We start from the raw sequence: 19,922 nt of genomic DNA on the forward strand, positions 1-19,922 counted from the left end.
TGTCCCTCCTCTTAGTATAGTGATTCTTCTTTTGAAAATTTTCTTTGGATGAGCGTAGCAATCAGAATGACGATTGCGAGCGCAAAGGCGATGGCTGCTGCATATCCCATCGTTCCCATGCTCTTAAAAGCATATTGATAAATAAGCAGAACCACCGTTAACGTGGAATTGTTCGGCCCTCCGGATCCTCCTGAGAAAATGTAGGATTGATCAAAAAGCTGGAATGTTCCAATCAGTCCCATGATGACGACAAAAGAAGTGACAGGACGCAGATTCGGGACGGTAATAAATAAGAATTTCTGAAATACATTTGCTCCGTCCAGTTCAGCTGCTTCATATAATGATTCAGGAATATCCTGAAGTGCCGCCAGGTAAATGACCATGTAGAATGGGGCAGTCGACCAGATATTCATCATCATGATGGCATTCAATGCAATGGATGGATCTCCAATCCAATTGTAGCCAGGTAATCCGAAAATGGATAAAAATTTATTAAACAAACCGTTTTGGTTATACATCCACATGAAGATCAGCGTTAAAACAGCTGATGACGTTAATGTCGGAAGAAAGTAGATAATTCGGAAGAACTTCTGTCCTTTTATTCCGGCATTTAGTGTAGCGGCCAGCACTAAGGCTAAGATTGTTTGGACCGGCACAACGATGATGACATATTTGAATGTATTCCAAAGGGCAATTTTCGCTTTTTCATCATTCATGATTTTCGTGAAATTATCAAAGCCGACGTATTGAAAGTCAGCTGCGCCGAGCAGCTGTACCTTGTGGAAGGCAAGGAAGATGGCATATAAAATAGGTCCGATGATAAACAAAAGCAGGACAAGCAATGTCGGGCTCATAAATACATAACCTTGACCGGCTTCTCTTGCTTTAGCTTTTGAAAAGTTTCGATTGCTCATGTGTTAACCACTCCTTTTCCTTAATGTGCAGGAACAAAGAAAAGAGGATGGTCTCCTCTTTCCTTCTTTATTGCATCTTATTGGTTTTCAATTTCTTTATTGGCTTGCGTCTCAGCAGCTTTCAGTGCTTTATCAAGCGGCTGTTCACCAAGGAAGGAGCTGATGAACTGATTATTAAAGTTATTGAAAATGATTGGCAGGTTGGTGTCATCTGCCCAAACCGTAGCATAAGGCGCTCCCGCTACAAGTGGTCCGCGGATTTCATCCTCAGCAAAACCGGATTTTTCTGCGACAGATTTCCGGCTTGGAAGTTCAAAACCTTTTGATGTCCATTTTTCCATTCCTTCTTTACCAGTCAGGTAAGATATCAATTCCCATGAAGCCTCTTTCTTTTCGGATGCTGCGTTCATTACATAGGAAACGGTGTATGCCATCGTTCCTTTTTTCCCATTGATTTCAGGAAGCTCAGCGGTACCATACTCCAAATCCGGGAAAGTTGCCTTTAAGTAAGGAATTGCCCAGTTTCCTTCAAATACAAATGCAGCTTTTCCCTGACCGAACATTTCTCCCGTCCATGTTTCCCCTGTTTCTTTCGGTTCAGCTGCAGATTTTTCAACGTTGTGCATATCAACAATTGGCTGCAGACTGTCTACTACTTTTTGATCTGCAAATGTTGCTTTGTTATCCGTTGCTACCTTTCCGCCTTTTGCCTGAGCAATATGGTAAAGACGGGCAAGCTCTGGAGATGCTCCGAAACCGTATACACCTTTTCCATTAGAAAGTTTTTTTGATGCAGCCTGGAACTCTTCCCATGTTTTTGGAACTTCAACGCCTGCTTCTTCCAGCATTTTTTTATTGTAGAACATCGCAAGTGTGGAATAGCCTTTAGGTACACCGTACGTTTTGCCTTCGTTTTGGAATGCTTTGATTAAAGGTTCCTCAAAATCCTTCAAATCGAAATCTTCTTTGATGTATTCATCAAGCGGCTGCACAGTGCCGGTGGAAATGAGGCCTGGTGCTTCAAATGCGTCCAGATAAAATACATCCGGGCCCTCTCCGCCAATCAGCCGCGTCTTAATCACATCCATATACTGATCGGCTATGGTTTCTCTCTTCACTTTTATATTTGGATGCGAGGATTCGAAATCTTTCAGGATTTCATCCAGGAGTTTTGTCTCTTCAGGAGAGGATCCCCATCCCGCAAGTGTGATTTCTGTCTTTTCCCCATTTGATGCCGTCTTTTCTTTGTCTCCGCTGCATCCCGTAAGTGCCGTACCAAGCAGCAGGGCTGTCATACTCATTCCTGCAAGCATTTTTCTGATTTTCATATACATATCCCCTTCTTATTTGTTTTTAACGGGTGAAGCGATTCCCGCTGTAATGACTTCAAAACCAGTCGTATTCTCTATTATTTCGCACTCTGTTGTCTCCCCTGACCGTCTGAGAGAAAGCGATAAAATTCCATTGCCAATTGAAATATTGCTGACTAGCAGTTCATTCATTTCATCTAATAGATTTGGAGACAAATCAATTTTTTTATTCAGACTGTCCGGGAACAGTCCGAGAATGGATTGGATAAAAACAAGAGGTGTTCCCGCTGCCCATGCTTGAGGAGAACATGCTACAGGGTATTTCACGGCTTTGCCTATCGATGCAGGGTATCCGCAGAATAATTCAGGAAGCCGTTCGTATTCAAAATGATCTGCTGCCTTAATCAGTCCTGACATCACCGTTTTTGCATGGCTTTGCTGTTTTAGCTTGCTCATGCCGATCAAGGTCATGCTATTGTCATGCGGCCATACGCTTCCATCGTGATAGCTCATCGGATTATATCCTGCTTCTCCTTCGCCCATCGTCCTGATTCCAAATCCGGAAAACATTTTTTCTGAAGTAAGCATTTCCGCCACAGCGTCCGCCCGATTTTGCTCAAGCATTCCTGAGAAAAGAACGTGGCCCGGGTTGGAGGTTACCGTTCCAACCTGTTCCTTATTTTGATCCAGCGCAATGGCGTAAAATTGTTTATCTTCCATCCAGAATTCTTCCTCGAATTTCTGTTTAAGCTCTTGGGCCTGGTGTCTCAATTCTGATGCTTTTTCTGTCTGTCCGAGCGCTTCCAAAATCTCAGCGATGCCGGTTTTAGCCTGATAAACATATCCTTGAACTTCAGCAAGAGCAATCGGAGTTTCTGCGTAATCCCCGTTTCGGTGAACAATCGAGTCACCTGAGTCCTTCCAGCCCTGATTCGCTATTCCCTTGCTCGACTCCTGATGGTATTCCACGAATAGGTCGCCATCCCGGTCCCCGTATTCATCAATCCATTTCAGAGCCTTCTCGACACTGTCCATCAATTCTTCTGCAAGCTTTAAATCACCAGTCCATTTTACGTACTCTGTCAGCAGAATCAGGTATAACGGGGTTGCATCGATGGTTCCATAATAAGGAGTAAATGGAATTTGGTCCGTATTGGCAAGTTCGCCGAATCTCATTTCATGCATGATTTTTCCCGGCTGCTCATCGCGCCATGGATCCACCTTCGTGCCTTGAGTGCTTGCCATTGTCTTCAATGTGCCTTTTGCTACTTCCGGGTTGAAGGCAAGCATTTGCAGAGCAGCTATTAAACTATCACGTCCGAACGGAACCCCAAACCACGGGAGACCTGCGACCGGAAAAATTCCATGCCCTATGTCAGTCATCAATACTCGTAAATCCGCCATTCCTCTGTCTACAAGTTTTTGCAAAGGTAAGAGATCTGTAGAAATGGAGGCGGAAGCGTTCTTCCACTCTTCATAAGAAGAGGTTAGTTTCTGCAAGGCTTTTTGCGGCTGAACAGCATTTGTTTTATCCTCGTCACCGGCTAAAGGCTCAACCATGATGGTAAAAGAATCCTCCTGGCCGTGTTCCAAATCGAAAACATATGTAATCAGCCCATGCTCCTGAATTTCGCCAGGCTGCAGGTCCCAGGAAACTCTTGTAGCCCGCTTGATTTTATCAGAACCTTCATACATTATTTTGAAGGCGTTTTCATTGAATTTCTGGCCCGTTCTCTCTCCAACTTTACCTGTTTGAAATCCTCTAACTATGAACATATCGCTGAAATCTGCGTCAAAAGAAACCTCGATCGAGAATGAAACTGGCTTTGGAAAATAGTTTTTAAGACGAATGGTTTCATATAAAGTATCTTCAGATATAAAACGCTCTCTTTCTAACTGAATGGATTCTCTCCAAAGAATTAATTCACCATTTTTCTCCATATGCGGATTTGTGAGAAGAACTTTGGAGATCCGGTTGTCTGAACCATCTGATGAGAGAAGGATTGGCTTTTCCCCGTTAATTGTCAGCTCCAGCTTGCTTAAAAATCTGGTGTCTTTCGAGTAAAGTCCTAATCCGTAAGAATGGTTTCCTGTAATATCTCCGTTCGGTTCAGATAATAAAAATAGATCGTTTTCTTTGATTACAAGGTAGTCCATCTGTCTCCTCCTGGCTGAATCGAAACGTTTTGGAAAAATCCGAAACGTTTCGGTTTTTAGATAGCAATTCATGCAGTGAATGAAGAGTTATTAAATTCCTGCAGTAGATTGCCTGATTTTAAGCTCCGTTTCCAATATTATATGTGCAGGAGCTGATTCTTTTTCAAGCATTTCAATCAGCTGCTGAGCGGCATGGAACCCAAGTTGTTGTTTATTTTGTGCAATAGTGGTCAAACTCGGTGAAACGTAAGAAGAAAGCAAAATATCATCATAGCCGATAACAGATAAACTTTCAGGTACTTTCCTGCCTGATTTTCCTGCAGCTTTTATTGAACCTAACGCCATCAAGTCACTTGCGCAAAAAACAGCGGTTACCTCGGGGTAATCATTCAAAAGTTTGTGAGTGACCTCTTCTGATTTTCCCTCTTCAAAGGCTCCATTTATTACTAGTTCTTTCCTGAAGGATAATCCCGCCTCGGAAAGTGCACGCTTATACCCTTCCAAGCGCTCCTGGCTTACAAATGCTAAATCGTGACCGTTAACCATGGCAATGTTCTTATGTCCAAGCTCAATCAAATAACGCACCGCGCTTTTCGCACCGGCAATGTTATCTGTCGTAACAAACCCAACATTCTCTGTCTGAATAGGAATATCGATTAGTACACATGGGATGTTGCTTTCAACAACTTCCTGCAAGTATGGATCATCTGTCTTTATCCCCTGCAGGATAACACCGTCCACCCGTCTTTCGCGGCACAGCTGTGCATATGTTTTTTCCCGCTGTTTCGTGGAAGTAGTATTAAACAGCACCAAGTCGTAATCTGTCTCTGCCGCATACTGGTTAATACCAGATAGAACTTCAAAGGTGAAGTTGTCTTTAATGCTTTCTTTATTAAATCCAGAAACGAGCAATCCGATTGTTTTGGATTTGTTCATTACGAGACCTCTAGCGAGAATGTTCGGGCTGTAATTCAGCTCTTTAGAAATCTCAATAATTTTCTTCCTTGTTTTTTCATTTACATCGGAATATCCGTTCAAGGCTCTAGAAACCGTTGTAACAGACACCCCTGCAGCTTTTGCAATATCTTTGATCGTCGTCAATCCAAAAACCTCCAAAACGTTTCGGATACCGTTTATGGGTCCATCATACTCTCGTTTGCAAGCGATTGCAACTATTTTTTACCTGCAAAAAAATTGCTTATGTGAAATCCCTGCCGATTTCTCGAAACTTAACATAGCCGGAATGATATTTAAAACTCATATAAAAAGCCGGACAGGAAAAGCCATTTTTTCCGAGCCCGGCATTGACATTTTAAGCATTCGTTTTTGTTTTTTCATTTATTACCTGATTGCCGCCTAAATCTTTGGCAAGGTATAAAGCTTGGTCAGCCTCATCAATCAATTCTTTATAGGCCGTTATTCCATCCATACTTCCGCCGGCAACCCCTATACTAATGGTTACCTTTGGTTTTTCCCCCGATTCGCTAGGGATTTTCAATTTTTCTACTTCTCTTCTGATTTCATCTGCCAGTTGTACAACTTTCTTCTCATCATGATTTTCAATAACGACGATAAATTCTTCTCCGCCATAACGGGCCGTTATGCCATTAAGTTTTTGGGATAATTCTTTCATGCATTCAGCTACTTGCTTTAAGCATTGATCCCCTTTTACATGACCGTATGTATCATTGAACGCTTTAAAAGCGTCAATATCTGCCATCATAATAAAGATACGGTTATGATCCGTCTTTGGATTGTCCCATTTTTTTGATAGATAAGTGTGGAAGTATCTCCGGTTAAAAATCCCAGTCAAGGAGTCCAAGTCAGTCAAGCTTTTCAGCCGCTCATTTGTCTTTTCAAGCTGCCGTATAGCTTTCAGCAGTTCTTCTTCGCGGTCGAGCTCTGTTTTTCCGGAGGAGATGCGATTCAACCGGAATAGCAGCTTGCTTTCTGTTAAAGGTTTTACAAGGTAATCATTAGCTCCAGCACGATATAGCTGCTCTACCTTTTCTGACGTCTCGTTTTCAAGAATGGCAATAATGCAGCCATCCTCTTTCAGGATTCCCCTCTTGAGTTTAAGAATGACCTCCGCCGGGCTATCCAGCCATATTTCCTCGGAAATCAATATGAGGTCGAATAAACTGCAGCCACTTTCCTTTAAATGAAAAGCTTCCGGCATTGAAGAGGCAGTAATGATCTCACCCAGCCAATCCAACCCTGTAATCGGTGCTTGTGTTTCTTCAATTCCAATATGCAAAATCCTCATATTCTGCCACTCCCTTGCTGCCTATATTACGCTAACAGACTCTTATCTTTGTATAACGTATATTTTATGTATTTAGATCATTCTCTTGAAAAAATAATTATCATTTACTATATATACCCAGTTCAGCCTCTTAACCTAACGGATTAATGTGCTCAATTTTGAAAATGCTGTAATCGCGACTTTTGGCGGATTCCCATTCAATCATCTTGCAGGCTGCAAGGCGCTTCTATATTCGCCTGTCCCCCCTCTCAATTGTTACTTTTCAGTACCTATCAGACTTTGAAGTGCGTACTGTTAATAGGAAGGCATCTTCCCCATACTTCAAGTGAGTAAACAAAGGAGGATGCCATTTGAAAAATATACTCATAGTCAATGGACACGAATATTACAGAAAATCCAAAGGCAATTTGAATTCAGCTTTATTCCAAACCATCCGAGAGTCACTCCATGATCGTTTTGATCTTCAGGAGACCATTGTCCAAATGGGCTATGATTCTGAGGAAGAGATTGGTAAATGGCAGCGGGCAGACGCTGTAATCTTACAGACACCCATCTGTTGGTTCAGTATCCCCGGACTGTTTAAACATTATATTGATCAAGTGTACATGGATAATATTTTCTTTAAAGGCTCTGAATTCTATGGAAAAGGCGGACAGTTTAAGGAGAAGCATTATATGTTTTCCGTTACATGGAATGCATATGAAAATGCATTTAATAACGAAAATGATTTTTTTGAAGGGAAAAGCGTAGATGAGGCATTGTATCATCTTCACAAAATGCAGGAATTTATCGGATTGAAACCCCTGCCAACATTCGCATGTTATGATGTGGTGAAAAATCCTCAGGTTGAAAAGGTGCAGAGGGAATTAAGGGCGCATTTGAACGAGGTATTTTAGCAGCTAACAAGCTTGAGAAACATATTCTCAAGCTTGTTCTTTCATAGCGAATCTCTGCAGTTTTATGGTCTTATAGAAAATACAACAATCTTCTAAATCCAAACCTTTACTAAAATGGCATCCTTCTTCATCTCAAAGGACTTCAGCTTTCCAAAAGGCACATTTTTTATTTTCTCCCAGGCATTTAAATCAAGTTTGATCATTTTCTGTCTATATTCTGCAAATGGAGGTTTATTCAAGATTATGCGGTTAATTAAGCTGATGTTTAAAGGCTTAACATCCTCAAGCTCCATCAGTATGGTTCTTCCTTCTAAACTAATAGGCTTCAGGGTAGCACGGAACACAATATCCTTCTTCATCATCATTTTCGTTACGGTGATTTTCCCATGAAGAATGATGAGATGACCGACTATTTCCACCTTCACATCCTGAACATCTTTCGCTTTCATTTGAATGGCTTTTTCAAGCATCTGACTCGTTATCGGTATTCCCAGTCCATGTTCAGAGACACCGGCTAATCGTTCCTTGAACTTAGTAAACAACGTCATTTCTCCTTTCTCTAAACAAGGCTAAAGAAGGAAACAAATACTTCACCGCCCTTATACGTTATGCCTATACTTGCTTTTGTGGTCAAAAAAAAGAAACCTCTATTTTGAGGTTTCCGGTTATTTTGATGCTTTTACATTACCCTGAAAAATAAAAAATAAGGCTAGAATCATGAGCAGGACACCAGATGCACGGTCCCATTCAAACGGGATTTGCGTGCTTCCAAACCAGCCAAAGTGATCGACTAGCATACTCCCTCCCAGCTGCCCGATAACTGTCGCTATGCTTGCAGCGGTAACGCCGATAAATGGAACAGAAAGAACGGTTAATAACATATACGCCGTTCCGAGAATCGCGCAAATAAGCTGCCACTTCGGAACTTCAACTAAATTCAAAATGTTCCCTTCACCAAAGAAAATAACAATAACCGTTAGAAACATGAATCCTGTTAAAAATGTAAAAAATGATGTTTCGAATGTTCCGGTCTTCTTGCTGAATGCCCCATTTATGGAGGATTGCGCACTTAACGTTACTCCTCCAAAAAGAGCCAAAACCGCCATAATGATACTCATGATTTCCCTCCTAGAATATAAAGAACAGCGCAGCGCCCATACAGACAATCGCTGCAATTCGTTCCTTGCTGATGGTTATTTTTTCGCTTCCAAGCCATCCAAAATGTTCGATGACCATCGAAGTGATCATTTGGCCAACAATGACCGAAACCATGGATACACCAATTCCTACAAAAGGAATGCTTATGACGAGGATCGTTAAGTAAACGGTCCCGAGCAATCCGCCTGTCAGGTTCCACTTGGGTGCTTTAAAAATATTCGACAGATTTCCTTTCCCGAAAAATACCGTGATCAGCCCAAGAAGAATCGTTCCCATCATAAAAATATAATAGCTGCTCTCCAGTTCACCAATGACCGTTCCGAGCTGGCCGGCAATCGCCCCTTCGAATGCAAGGGAGCCCCCTGCAAGCACTGCAGCAGCGTAAAATATAATTTTCATTACACAGTTTCCCACCTTTATATTTACATATCTAGAAATTTAGATATATAAGATAAAAATTATAGAGCTATTTGCAATAGCTCCCAGCAAGATTAACATGATGATCAGGAAGTGTCTATAATTAAGTGCTCAAATCAAAGATCTTTGGATATATAGTTCGAGAGCTCCTGAATCAGCTCTTCATTTCTGCGATAATAGGTCCACTGGCCATGACGGACTGAATGAAGAAGACCGGCTTTTTGCAGCATGGATAAATAATTTGAAACGGTAGACTGAGAAAGGTTTGCTTTTTCCTGAATATCTCCAACACAAACTCCGCCCTGATTATAAACCTCCTTCGGCAGATGAGCTTGCTTATTCTGAAAATGCTTCTCAGGTTCACGAAGCCACTCTAATATACTCAAACGTGTATCATTTGAAAGTGCTTTAAAAATGGTTAATAGGTCCATGGATTTTATTTTAATGGTTTTAAGCGGGAAGTCAAATACAGATCCTCATTAACTAAAGGATTGATAATCTGCTGGTGAAATTACATGCGCTTCTGCCTTTAATAAATAAGATTTCCCCCTGGTCATCCACTACAGGTTTAATTAATACAATGAGGTAAATATCCGGATTCAGTCTGGGAATCATATAATATACAACCGTCTTTCCGCCCCATGCTCTATTAAAGACATTTATATAAAATTGAAGCGATTTTTCATTCAGATAGTCGAATTCAGCCAATGGCTTTCCAATGTGGAGTAAAGACAATTTCGACAGGTCCAGTAATCTTTCATCCATTTCTGTAAAGGCAAATTCACCATTCATCTTTTCAACCGAGAAATGGAGCGGTCCGAAATTTTCCTCATATTCCAAAATAATTTCCCCTAAAAAAGATGCCATATCTATATTCATGAAAATGTCCTCCCTCCATCAAAAATTTAAACACTAAAGATAGTTTATGAATACATCTTTTGGCTGATTACACCAATAATGAAATTTCTTGACCAATAATGTATACCTTATTAAATTCCTAAATAAAATGATAAAAAACCCACTGTTTAGGTCAAATATGACAATATAAAACCTCTCAAGGCAGGGATCAGCATTATGAAAAAGATTAAAGAATTGAGAAAAAGTCACGGTCACACCCTAAAAGACCTAGCCGAAAAAGTGAATTATGACCCAAGCAACCTTTCCAAAATTGAACGGGGCATTAATCAGCCATCTTTGACGCTATTAACAAGGATTGCGGAGGTTTATTCAAAAGATCTGAACTATTTTGTGGAGGATGAAAAAAAATGGTACTCCGATAGTGAAAGAACCCTTATGCATGAATTGGATTTAGCCTCAAGCAACGTCCTGGAGAACTTTGATTTTTATATAGATGGAAAAATTATAACTAGGGAAGAATTGGAGTTTATGCTGGAGCTTACACGCAACCTTAGGAACATCATAAACAAGAAGGAAAAAAAATGAATTCTTAGCAGTAGACTCCGGTGAAATTCCGGTATCTGCGGAGCAGTTTTCTGTTATTTGTCATTAAATAAAAAGATGCCCGTATTCTAAATACCACAGCAGAGGTACCCCTTTTTTCACTCTTCATTTCATGACCCGGCACCAATCCCTAAGACATGCAGAGCAAAAATCCTTTCTTCTCAAGCAGCCAATTTTTTCAAAAAGCAATTCTCCGTTAATGATGAATGAAATCTTTCTCCCGAAATTCAATACCTCTCCTACTTCCATTTTTTCGGTATAATCAATGTGGTCCCTACCTAAAAAAGAAATCAGGAGATACTATGAAAACAATGATAAGCATCACAAAGAAACCATGGTTTCTAGCCCTCCTCGTCATAATTTTTGCAAGTATGTCTGCTTGGAATATCCCGATTGAAAAAAGAAAATACGGTTTGTCTCAAAGCGGGCTTGCTACAGATTACACTGGCCTTCTTCCTGGGAAAATCGAACAAGTTATTCCATCCGAAAATATTGAGCAGCTGCAAAAAATAATAAAAGATTCAAATAAGCACGGGAAGCACATATCCATAGCCGGCCTCCAGCACTCCCAGGGCGGTCATACCTATTATAAAAACGGAACAGTACTTGACATGAAAAATATGAATAAGATTCTCGAAATCAATGAACAGGAGAAAACCGTTCGTGTTGAGGCCGGGGCTTCATGGGGAGATATTCAAGAGTCCATCAATCCATATGGACTTGCCTTAAAAGTAACTCAATCACAATCGATATTCACCGTTGGGGGATCCCTATCCGTCAACGCACATGGCAGAGATATCAGAAATGGCTCTATGGCGGGTACTGTGAAAGAGATGACGCTGATTACTCCAGCAGGAGAAGTGAAGAAATTAAAGCGTGGAGATCAATTGATGCAGGAAGTGCTCGGAGGATATGGATTATTCGGAGTGATTGCCGATGTGACGCTTGAGCTTACTGATAACGATGTTTATTCCATGCATACGAAAGAGCTCCAGACAAAAGAATACGAAGAATATTTTCATAAAGCAGTAGAAAACGAGAAAGTCGGGTTTCACTATGCAAGAGTTAGTGTGGCGCCTGGTTCATTCTTAAATGAAATGTATGCAATTGATTACAATGTGACCGGAGAAAAGGATAACTCCACTCCGCTTAAAGGGGAAAGTGCTGTCAGACTCAGTAAGTTTGCACTCGATCTCGGAAGAAGCGGGGGGAGGCTTGAAGATTTTTTCTGGGAGAGCCAAAAACAATTCAGCAGGTCTTTTAACGGGGATACTGTTACGCGGAATAATGCCATGCGTTCTGAATCTGATTTTATGGAATTCACTGTTCCAGGGAGGGTTGAAGTCCTGCAGGAGTTTTTTGTTCCAGTTGATTCGTTTGAGGAATATATAAATGAGCTGAAAAATACCCTCCCCTCCAATGACAAACACGAGGATTTTAAAGTTCATAATATAACCGTCCGTTTCACAGAAAGAGATTCGTTTACACATCTTCGCTATGCTAAAAAAGACATGCTTGGATTGGTCGTCCTGATCCAGCATGGAGTAAATGACAAGCAAATGCAGCACGCAGAGAATATGATTCAAAAATGGACCGAAGCAACCTTAAAATTTGGAGGTACATATTATCTTCCTTATTACCCTTATCAAACAAAAGATCAATTTAGGAGAGCCTATCCGGAATGGGAAGCATTTAAAGAGCAGAAAAAAAGGGTTGATCCAAACGAAGTTTTTGTCAATTTGTTTTATAATCATTATCTGAAAGATTAAGGGGCTGCCATGGAAAAGAATAGTCAGCGGCTGATTCCGCTTATCGTAACAGTTGGGCAGGTTGTCATCTTCCCCTATTATATTATCTGGCTAAAAGAAGTTTCGATGAGCTTTACCCTTTTTGCCTGGCTTTTTGCGGTGTTTTCCTTTTCCGCCGCGTGGGGATTCCGGACTTATTCTGTAAAAAAGCCGGACTCATCTGCCTATATATCTGCCATTTATAGTGGGATGGGTCTGGTCTATATAGCAGCAGGATGGATGGTTTTCCCGGTCGAAATGCTTCCATATGCAGCACTTCTAATGCAAATCGGTTTGGGCTTTCTGCAAGGGTATTTCCGGGCATGGCATATTCAAAAGCCTTCCTACCGGGTACATGCTGTCCATCACTATTTACTGGTGGGAATCATCATGATTGGGCTTTCGTTTGTAAAAATTTTCTCTCCCTCTATTTTTCTGATCTTTTTTGGAGTTCTCCTTTTCATCAGCGGATGGTGGGAATGGCGTTATCGAAAAGGAGAACGTAAATATGACTAACAAAAGGGGCACTGCAGAAAACCTGCTGTGCCCCTTTGCTGACTCTTTTCGTTTTGTAATGACTTTTCGTGGATTTATGATGATTTATTAAATGTTATGCTGAATTGACACAAAACAAGGGTCCAGGCTTCCAGAGCCGCCTGCACATTATTCCCAATTATGATTTAACCGGTACCGACTTTTTTTGCGTCTGCTTTTGCCAGCCGATTGTTATAAAAAGAGTAATAACCAGCAGGACAAACCCCAGCATAAAAGGATAGAGAATTTGGACGTCATAGAGGACTCCCGCGAACGTTGGTCCTAAAATATTCCCTATGCTCATATAAGAATTGTTCAAGCCCATGGCAAAACCTTGTTCATTTCCAGCCATTTTTGAAATAAGCGTGTTTAGGACAGGTCTTAAAATGGAGGTAGCCAGGAAAATGAGCAATGTGATGCCGAAGAAAAGTACGTAATCCTTTGCAAAAAGGCTAAAAAGGAATCCTGCAGCGGCTACCCCTATGAAAATGTTGAGAACCACTTGTTCGCCGAACTTCTGAACGATTCGATCCACGATAAAGAGTTGAACAATAACACTGATAATTCCTGTCGAGGTAATCATTAATGCAATCTCCTGCGGGGATGCTCCGAATTGATTATCAACGAAAAGACCGAGCACCGATTCATAGGCCATTAGACCAAAACTCATTATTAACGTAATAACCAGCGGAATGAAATATGGCTTTCTTACAGACAAAGCAAGCTTTTTCAGCATGGACTCTGTATCGGCATGGACCATTTGCTGATCCGGGGCTTGAATGGACTCGCTCTCTTTCAAAACCACAACGGAAAAAATAACAGCGGCCAGAGAGACAATCGCTGAAACGAGAAATGGCACCTTAAGGCCATAGTCTGCCAAAAATCCGCCAATTCCTGGTCCAATTACAATTCCCAGCGACATGGCGGCTGAGATATAACTGTTTCCCTTTGCCCGCTGCTCAATAGTGGTAATATCAGCAATATAAGCAAAAATAGCCGGAATTAACAGAGCTGCGCCGATTCCCCCGATCACCCGTGAGGCATACAGCCAAAGAATCGAATCCGTAGCGTAAAAGATGAACATGGACAAAGTAAGACCCGCGAGGCCATATACGATCATTTTTCTCCGTCCGTGCTGATCAGCCCATCTTCCTGCAATCGGAGAAAAAACAAGCTGTGCTCCGGCAAAAATGGCAATCATAAGACCGGCAGCCATGCCTCCCTGATTAATTGATTTTAAATAAGCTGGCAAAATCGGGATGATGATACCAAAGCTGCCGATGGCAATAAACATGTTGATCATCAAAATAAATAGCTGCTTTCGCTGATTTCCTGACATGGTGCTGATCCCTTCTTTCTGTTATGAACTTGATGAACTTCCTCCCAAAAATAAAAAAAATGCTATCACAATCCGGATAGCAGGTCTCACAAAGCAAAATCGAACAGTCCTCCCTTTCGGAAGAAATGGAAATTTTCGCTTATGTATTATAGACACACCGATCCTATCCAGAAAAGAATTCGTCTCCTATACGAATGATTTAAGATAGGATTAGCTGATCATGGCGATTGGGTCACCCTTCCATTATTTGTAGACTTTATATTACCTTATTCTCTGGGGCAAATCAAATTTTTAAACCGGCAAAGCCTCATAGTTATTGTGCAGTTAACGGTTCGGTATCTGCCGGAATAATAAGATCGGTATCCGGTGGAGTGTAGCCCAAATGACGTGCAATGGACACAATTTGTCCTTTGTGGTGGAATTCATGCGTCATCGTATGAGTCAGCAGCCAGAGAACGGACAGCTCTTCCTCTTCTTCCTGCCAGGAGACCTTGCCTTTTAGCAAGCTATTAGGGACATCTTCATATTTCGTTAGAAATTGAAGAACGAGCTGGTCCACCTTCTCAAATAAATAACGCATCTCTTCAACATTCTTTATTTGTCCATCTTCAATATTTACATGCTCCTGTTTCAACCCGAATCTTTTCAGCCACGCTTGATAGCACATCGCAACATGAACATGCAGGTTCCTGATAGATCCCCAGCCGAATGCTTCTAGCTCCTGTATATAGTGACTCGAATCCAATCCTTCACAAAACTCAAACAGCCGCTCTCTTGTCTGCTTTACTAGCTCATACTGATCTCTTAACATACTCATATTTTTCCGCTCCTTAATAAGTAAAATTTTCGAATCCGTTTTGCAAAACTTTCCATAGGGAAAAGACCTTTTAAAAACGGCTTGGGGGTATGCAGATGATTACAGCTGTTTCTATAATAGTCGTTCCGTATGATCATTCTGAATCAAGCAAAAAAGCACTGGCAAAAGCTGCAGCCCTAGCACAGGCAGATGAGAGAATTGAACTGAACATTATCACCGTTGTGGAAACTCATCTATTATATTCTGAACACCTTTCTGTAAAAGGAATTAGAGACGATCTATTAGCCGAAGCCCGGGAGCATTTGGATGAAGCAAAAAGGAACCTGAGCCAGCTGCCGAACACGATTAAAACCGCTGTTCTTATAGGAACGCCTTCTTTATCAATTGTTGAGTATGCTATTCAGAAAGATGCCGAACTCATTATTATGGGGAGCCGCGGCGTTACAGGACTGAAGGAATTGTTTTTAGGAAGCGTCAGTCATTATGTCGTTCAGAAATCATCTTGCCCGGTTTACATTGTTAAATAAGAGATGTTATATCCCTATTTTTGGAATGAACGAATTAATGGATCCAATACTTCATCAAGCTTTGAAAAGCTAAAGCCCAGGCTTTTTGCCTTCCCTGTATGGACAGACCAGGAGCCTGGAAGTGCGTAAGGGGATCCTTTATCACCCGTTTGATTGGATTGAATAAGTGGTTTCCTCTCAACAATCCTTCCAATTTTCTGGACAAGTTCATCTAAACTAATATCTTCACTGCATCCTGGGTTAATTGAACCTGTGAAATCGCTGTTTCCTAATTGGAATAGAAATTCAGCTGCCTCTTCAGCATGGATAAAACTGTATCGAAACTTAGGATCCTCTATCACAATAGGGTTTGACTGCTTGATTTTATCCACATAAAATTTAAGCCTTTCCGTATAATCATCTTGGGATACAACGATTGGCATTCTTACAGCAGCTATTTTAAAGTACCCCTGCTGGAATAAAACAGCTTCAGCTGCGCGTTTGGCCTCCTGATAACCTTCGTACCCTTGATATTCAGCCCTTTTCTTAAGCCGATAGGTGAAAGACATTGGGTCAAAGTTCTCTTCCCTATGATTGGTTCCAAATTCATAAACTGCTTGAGTGGACGTGAAAATATACCGGCTGCATTTTTCCTTAAGAGCTTTTGCTGCATCCCATGCTTCTTGTGAAGCTAAACAAGATTGATCATAAACAAGATTGATCATAAACAAGATCCCAGTTTTTGCCCTCGAACGCGGTCATCATGGATTGTTTATCTTCCCTGTCAATTTTCAATCGATCCACTTGCATTCCAAATCCGTCATCGTGTGACTCCCTGGTTGCAAGGGTCACACGATCATCGTTTTTTAGTAACCGCTGAACCAATTTTTTTCCGAAATAGTTTGTTCCCCCGAGAACAAGGATTTTTCTCATTTGACACTTCTCCTTCTTCTACTTGGCTTTAGCTAAGTATTTTCTGCCCATTTAAAAGAATCTGTAAGTCATATTTATCTTCAACATACCTCAATGGCAGTTCCATTCTGGCGGTTTTATTCGGATCAACAACCTGGCAGATCTTTAGATCTCCTGCGAGTGATAAAAGGAATATGGCTTCATCCTTTTTGAAATTCAGTTCGCCTACTAAAAACTCTGCCATATTTTTCACTGCCTGATTAGCTGCTTCGTCCAATTCTTTTTTAGAAGCAATGGTCATAATGGCGGAATCATTTATCAGCATGGGCAGCGGCAGTCTCTTACCTTTAATAACGTGGATTGTTACGGTTACTTCTCCCGCTGTTTCCACGCCGCACACCGCCACTTCCCCATCTGCCATCGCTCCATGAAGATCACCGAGTGCAAGCAAGCCGCCTTCCACATTTACAGGAAGCAAAAGAGTGGCTCCTTCTTTGATTTCCTTGCAATCCATATTTCCGCCGTGAAGATCAGGTGTTCCGCAGGAAATTTCTTCACTGGCAGGAGCCGTTCCAATAACTCCAATCATTTTATTGACTGGGACCTTGAGAGAATCATTTAAATAAGCGTAATTATTCCGGATAGGGAGAATTCGGATTGAATTGGTATTAAGCTCCCCTCCCAGCACACCTAATTCCGGTCCTGTGACCATTACTCCATGGTCTGCGATCGTTATTTTCTCAATCGTGACTGATAGAATATCCCCCGGCTCCGCTCCTTCTACAAATACCGGTCCGGTAGCAGGATTAACCCGGTCCCAATTCAATGAATCAAACGCAATATCCATAGAGGTGATTTGGTCCTCAAAACAGTCACACGTCTCAAAAACTACTCTTTCTCCTGTCTTCACCCTAAGAACAGGTTCCCGGTTTGGACCCATAGTATATATTAAATGCTGTTTTCCTACTTTATGCATCTGCTTCACCCCTTCCATTCCTACAATTACAGACTACTTATTACAGCTGAAAATTTCAACTTTTCTGAAATATTTAAAGAGATTGGTTAATGTATAATTTTTGTACAACCATTGCAAGAATATTTTAAAAGTTTATACGTTTACATACTTGAACACCGGGTATTGTTACATATACCAAATCCAAGGAGGTTTTTTTTATGCCAAACATTAATAATGTTGATGAAAAAGTGGATCAAATGGACTCCGAGAAAAAAGATCGTATTTTACAAGACTTTGAAACGTTCAAGAGTTATCTGTCTGATAAGGTAAGCAAAGGTGAAAAGCTTGGTTTAGGTGAAGAACAGCTTGCAAAGGCAGCGGAGAAAGTGGCTGATTACTTAGCGAAGCATGAAGAGCCTCGTAATTCAGAAGAATACTTATTGAATGAGTTATGGAAAGTGGGAGACAAGGAACAGCAGCACGCACTGGCTCACATGCTAGTGAAACTCGTAAAATAACAGTCAAGCACCCCTGAAATCTACCGGGGTGCTTTTTTAAAGCGCTCATGGATATTATTATGCTTATAGGTCCCCGCTTCACTGAATTCTGCGAGTTCCATCGACAGGGCCAGATATCGTGATGAAAACAGCAGCTGAAAATGATGTTTCACCATTTCGAATAGCTTTTCACAGACTTCCTTTTTGTCTTCATCCGACCGCCCAGCACCTATTTTCAATGAAATATGAACAAAAGCATCATCTTCTTGACCATCTGCAATCAAGTAGTCCTGAAGCTCAATTGCTCTGGAACGGATCCCTCCTTTTGGAAAGAGGTCGCTTCTTAATAGGAGGATGCCGTTTATTTTTTTCAAAAGCGCTGGAATGTCCGCCTGATCCTTAATGTTCTTCGTGTATTCGACCACGATGTGAGGCATGGGACTCCTCCTTTTTTACCTCTTGGATGCCAAATACTTCATCGCTGACAACCGTGTTTTCCAGTCTTCCTATTCCTTCAATTTCAGTTACAACTATGTCGCCTGCAGCAGTGTCCGAAAGTCCTTCCGGGGTTCCAGTGAGAATGATATCGTTTTCTTCCAAGGTCATAAACCGGCTGAGGTATTCGATCAAGTCCCGTATACCAAACACCATATCTCTCGTATTTCCTTCCTGCGTCAGCTTCCCGTTTACAAATGTGCGGAGTGCCAGATTCATAGGATCCGTAATATCTGCCGCATCCGTCAGCCATGGCCCGATTGGTGTGCAGCCATCCCGGTTTTTCACACGCAAATTCGGCCGGAAGTAGTTTTCGAGATAATCACGAATGGCATAGTCATTGGCAATCGTATATCCCTTCACATACTGATACGCTTCCTCACGCTTTACGTGCCGCGCCTTTTTCCCGATGACAACAGCAAGCTCACATTCATAATGCATGTATTCGGCTCCTGCAGGCCGTCTCGACTGGCCGCGGTGGCCGACGAATGCATGAGGTCCTTTTAAAAATATGAGCGGCTCGGGGGGCGCTTGAAAGTCAAGCTCCTTCGCATGATCGGCATAATTCAGTCCGAGGGCAAAAACGGTACGGGGGTTGACTGGAGGAAGCCAGACAACTTCATTTTCTTTGACCAAACGTCCGTCATCCAGTTTTACATCTCCATTTGATTCCACTGCTTCATGAACGGCTCCTGCATAGGCGACCCTCGCTCTTTTCATAGCTGCACCATCCATTCCTCTTCTTTTGCCACTCGGTTCTGCAGCGAACCTACACTTTCTATGGAAATTTTGACCGTATCTCCGTCTTTCAAATGAGGAGGATTTTCAGGAACCCCTGCCAGCAGGATGTCTCCTTCGTCCAGCGTCATGAATTCCGTCACATCAGCAATCAGCTTTGAAACGGGACGGATCAGGTTCGCCGTCGTCGTTTCCTGCTGAAGAACTTCATTGACATATACTCGAATTATTAATGCATCCGGATTTTCCACATTTTCACGAGCTGCAATCCAAGGACCTGCCGGGCAAAAACCATCTCTGCACTTTTGCATAATGGGAGGCCGGTATACACTCGAATACGGAATACTCACATCATTTACCACTGTATATCCTGCAACATATTCAAGGGCTTCCTCTTCCTTTAACCGCATCGCTTTTTTTCCTATTACGATTCCAAGAGCAGCACCAGCCTGTAATTCCTCTACCCCTTCCGGCAGCGGAATGGGCATGCCATGCCCGGAGATTGTGTTGGCAGGCTTCATATATAAAACGGGTGCTTCGGGAGGTTTTTTGTAGGGAGGCTGGTATACGGAATCACCAAGCTGCTCCAATTCTCCCCGAAAGTTCAGAGCGGTTCCATAAACGGTACCGGAAATAGGTGATTCCAAGATTAGCCCATTTGTAAAATAAGAGGTTCCATTGTAAATAAACTCCTCTCCCTGAACCTCCACCTTTTCGATCCGGGAGGTTCCTGGGATTTTTACTATCGCTGTTTTCATTCGGT

24 protein-coding genes are annotated in these 19,922 nt (G+C 41.8%); 6 read left to right on the top strand and 18 right to left on the bottom strand.

Features of this window, described 5'->3' with window-relative positions; genetic code table 11:
- Positions 1 to 11: 11 nt before the first annotated feature.
- The 5 genes from AS29_RS15145 to AS29_RS15165 form a co-directional block, all read right to left on the bottom strand.
- Positions 12 to 914: a carbohydrate ABC transporter permease gene (locus AS29_RS15145; protein WP_035409131.1), complete on the bottom strand. Its 903-nt coding sequence runs from the start codon at positions 912 to 914 to the stop codon at positions 12 to 14.
- Between the two features lie 77 nt (positions 915 to 991).
- On the bottom strand, positions 992 to 2,242 hold the full coding sequence (locus tag AS29_RS15150) for an ABC transporter substrate-binding protein (protein WP_035409133.1): 1,251 nt from the start codon (positions 2,240 to 2,242) through the stop codon (positions 992 to 994).
- 15 nt (positions 2,243 to 2,257) lie between these two features.
- On the bottom strand, positions 2,258 to 4,381 hold the full coding sequence (locus AS29_RS15155) for an amylo-alpha-1,6-glucosidase (RefSeq protein WP_035409135.1): 2,124 nt from the start codon (positions 4,379 to 4,381) through the stop codon (positions 2,258 to 2,260).
- Between the two features lie 90 nt (positions 4,382 to 4,471).
- On the bottom strand, positions 4,472 to 5,482 hold the full coding sequence (locus tag AS29_RS15160) for a LacI family DNA-binding transcriptional regulator (RefSeq protein ID WP_035409138.1): 1,011 nt from the start codon (positions 5,480 to 5,482) through the stop codon (positions 4,472 to 4,474).
- Between the two features lie 211 nt (positions 5,483 to 5,693).
- The gene (locus AS29_RS15165) at positions 5,694 to 6,647 is read right to left on the bottom strand and encodes a GGDEF domain-containing protein (protein ID WP_051860725.1); all 954 of its coding nucleotides are present in this window, start codon (positions 6,645 to 6,647) and stop codon (positions 5,694 to 5,696) included.
- Between the two features lie 350 nt (positions 6,648 to 6,997).
- Between AS29_RS15165 and AS29_RS15170 the strand changes: the two genes are divergently transcribed.
- Entirely contained in the window at positions 6,998 to 7,543 is a 546-nt protein-coding gene (locus tag AS29_RS15170) for an NAD(P)H-dependent oxidoreductase (protein WP_035409140.1), read from the top strand.
- A 92-nt stretch (positions 7,544 to 7,635) separates the two neighbouring features.
- Here AS29_RS15170 and AS29_RS15175 read toward each other — a convergent pair whose 3' ends face one another.
- The 5 genes from AS29_RS15175 to AS29_RS15195 all read right to left on the bottom strand — a co-directional run bounded on the left by AS29_RS15175 (position 7,636) and on the right by AS29_RS15195 (position 9,997).
- Positions 7,636 to 8,085, bottom strand: a complete 450-nt coding sequence (locus AS29_RS15175) for a hypothetical protein (protein ID WP_035409142.1) — start codon at positions 8,083 to 8,085, stop codon at positions 7,636 to 7,638.
- A gap of 123 nt (positions 8,086 to 8,208) precedes the next feature.
- Positions 8,209 to 8,661: a DMT family transporter gene (locus AS29_RS15180; protein ID WP_035409144.1), complete on the bottom strand. Its 453-nt coding sequence runs from the start codon at positions 8,659 to 8,661 to the stop codon at positions 8,209 to 8,211.
- Between the two features lie 10 nt (positions 8,662 to 8,671).
- The gene (locus tag AS29_RS15185) at positions 8,672 to 9,100 is read right to left on the bottom strand and encodes a DMT family transporter (RefSeq protein ID WP_035409146.1); all 429 of its coding nucleotides are present in this window, start codon (positions 9,098 to 9,100) and stop codon (positions 8,672 to 8,674) included.
- Between the two features lie 134 nt (positions 9,101 to 9,234).
- Complete coding sequence (locus AS29_RS15190; RefSeq protein WP_035409148.1) at positions 9,235 to 9,549, bottom strand: ArsR/SmtB family transcription factor; 315 nt, start codon at positions 9,547 to 9,549, stop codon at positions 9,235 to 9,237.
- A gap of 52 nt (positions 9,550 to 9,601) precedes the next feature.
- Entirely contained in the window at positions 9,602 to 9,997 is a 396-nt protein-coding gene (locus tag AS29_RS15195; RefSeq protein WP_035409151.1) for a hypothetical protein, read from the bottom strand.
- Positions 9,998 to 10,192: 195 nt separating this feature from the next.
- Here AS29_RS15195 and AS29_RS15200 point away from each other — a divergent pair, with 195 nt between their 5' ends.
- From AS29_RS15200 to AS29_RS15210, 3 genes are all read left to right on the top strand, one after another.
- A complete protein-coding gene (locus tag AS29_RS15200) occupies positions 10,193 to 10,561 on the top strand; it encodes a helix-turn-helix domain-containing protein (RefSeq protein ID WP_035409153.1) in 369 nt (122 codons plus the stop codon).
- Between the two features lie 320 nt (positions 10,562 to 10,881).
- Positions 10,882 to 12,348, top strand: a complete 1,467-nt coding sequence (locus AS29_RS15205; RefSeq protein ID WP_231889958.1) for an FAD-binding oxidoreductase — start codon at positions 10,882 to 10,884, stop codon at positions 12,346 to 12,348.
- 9 nt (positions 12,349 to 12,357) lie between these two features.
- Positions 12,358 to 12,882: a hypothetical protein gene (locus AS29_RS15210; protein ID WP_035409155.1), complete on the top strand. Its 525-nt coding sequence runs from the start codon at positions 12,358 to 12,360 to the stop codon at positions 12,880 to 12,882.
- Between the two features lie 157 nt (positions 12,883 to 13,039).
- On the opposite strand, the gene AS29_RS15215 is transcribed toward AS29_RS15210, so the two are convergent.
- Positions 13,040 to 14,239: an MFS transporter gene (locus AS29_RS15215; RefSeq protein ID WP_035409157.1), complete on the bottom strand. Its 1,200-nt coding sequence runs from the start codon at positions 14,237 to 14,239 to the stop codon at positions 13,040 to 13,042.
- A gap of 313 nt (positions 14,240 to 14,552) precedes the next feature.
- Positions 14,553 to 15,056, bottom strand: a complete 504-nt coding sequence (locus AS29_RS15220; RefSeq protein WP_035409159.1) for a DinB family protein — start codon at positions 15,054 to 15,056, stop codon at positions 14,553 to 14,555.
- Positions 15,057 to 15,151: 95 nt separating this feature from the next.
- Between AS29_RS15220 and AS29_RS15225 the strand changes: the two genes are divergently transcribed.
- Positions 15,152 to 15,583 carry a universal stress protein gene (locus tag AS29_RS15225; protein WP_035409161.1) on the top strand — a complete coding sequence of 144 codons (432 nt, stop codon included), beginning with the start codon at positions 15,152 to 15,154 and terminating at the stop codon, positions 15,581 to 15,583.
- Positions 15,584 to 15,597: 14 nt separating this feature from the next.
- On the opposite strand, the gene AS29_RS15230 is transcribed toward AS29_RS15225, so the two are convergent.
- Genes AS29_RS15230 through AS29_RS15235 form a run of 3 tightly spaced genes read right to left on the bottom strand, consistent with a single transcriptional unit; the run spans position 15,598 to position 17,450 of the window.
- The gene (locus tag AS29_RS15230; protein ID WP_051860726.1) at positions 15,598 to 16,287 is read right to left on the bottom strand and encodes an NAD-dependent epimerase/dehydratase family protein; all 690 of its coding nucleotides are present in this window, start codon (positions 16,285 to 16,287) and stop codon (positions 15,598 to 15,600) included.
- Complete coding sequence (locus AS29_RS21105) at positions 16,268 to 16,495, bottom strand: NAD-dependent epimerase/dehydratase family protein (RefSeq protein ID WP_051860727.1); 228 nt, start codon at positions 16,493 to 16,495, stop codon at positions 16,268 to 16,270. The genes AS29_RS15230 and AS29_RS21105 overlap by 20 nt, the downstream gene beginning before the upstream one ends.
- Positions 16,496 to 16,523: 28 nt before the next feature.
- The gene (locus tag AS29_RS15235) at positions 16,524 to 17,450 is read right to left on the bottom strand and encodes an acetamidase/formamidase family protein (protein WP_035409163.1); all 927 of its coding nucleotides are present in this window, start codon (positions 17,448 to 17,450) and stop codon (positions 16,524 to 16,526) included.
- A gap of 197 nt (positions 17,451 to 17,647) precedes the next feature.
- Here AS29_RS15235 and AS29_RS15240 point away from each other — a divergent pair, with 197 nt between their 5' ends.
- A complete protein-coding gene (locus tag AS29_RS15240; protein ID WP_035409165.1) occupies positions 17,648 to 17,947 on the top strand; it encodes a DUF3243 domain-containing protein in 300 nt (99 codons plus the stop codon).
- Between the two features lie 20 nt (positions 17,948 to 17,967).
- On the opposite strand, the gene AS29_RS15245 is transcribed toward AS29_RS15240, so the two are convergent.
- From AS29_RS15245 to AS29_RS15255, 3 genes are read right to left on the bottom strand one after another with little or no spacing between them, the layout of a single operon-like run.
- Complete coding sequence (locus AS29_RS15245) at positions 17,968 to 18,363, bottom strand: 5-carboxymethyl-2-hydroxymuconate Delta-isomerase (RefSeq protein ID WP_035409167.1); 396 nt, start codon at positions 18,361 to 18,363, stop codon at positions 17,968 to 17,970.
- Entirely contained in the window at positions 18,326 to 19,141 is an 816-nt protein-coding gene (locus AS29_RS15250) for a fumarylacetoacetate hydrolase family protein (protein ID WP_035409169.1), read from the bottom strand. Before AS29_RS15250 ends, AS29_RS15245 begins: the two co-directional genes overlap by 38 nt.
- Positions 19,138 to 19,917: a fumarylacetoacetate hydrolase family protein gene (locus tag AS29_RS15255; protein WP_035409171.1), complete on the bottom strand. Its 780-nt coding sequence runs from the start codon at positions 19,915 to 19,917 to the stop codon at positions 19,138 to 19,140. The genes AS29_RS15250 and AS29_RS15255 overlap by 4 nt, the downstream gene beginning before the upstream one ends.
- Between the last annotated feature and the right edge of the window lie 5 nt (positions 19,918 to 19,922).

It is taken from the genome of Bacillus sp. SJS (genome assembly GCF_000732485.2).
Classification (GTDB): domain Bacteria; phylum Bacillota; class Bacilli; order Bacillales; family Bacillaceae; genus Metabacillus_B; species Metabacillus_B sediminis.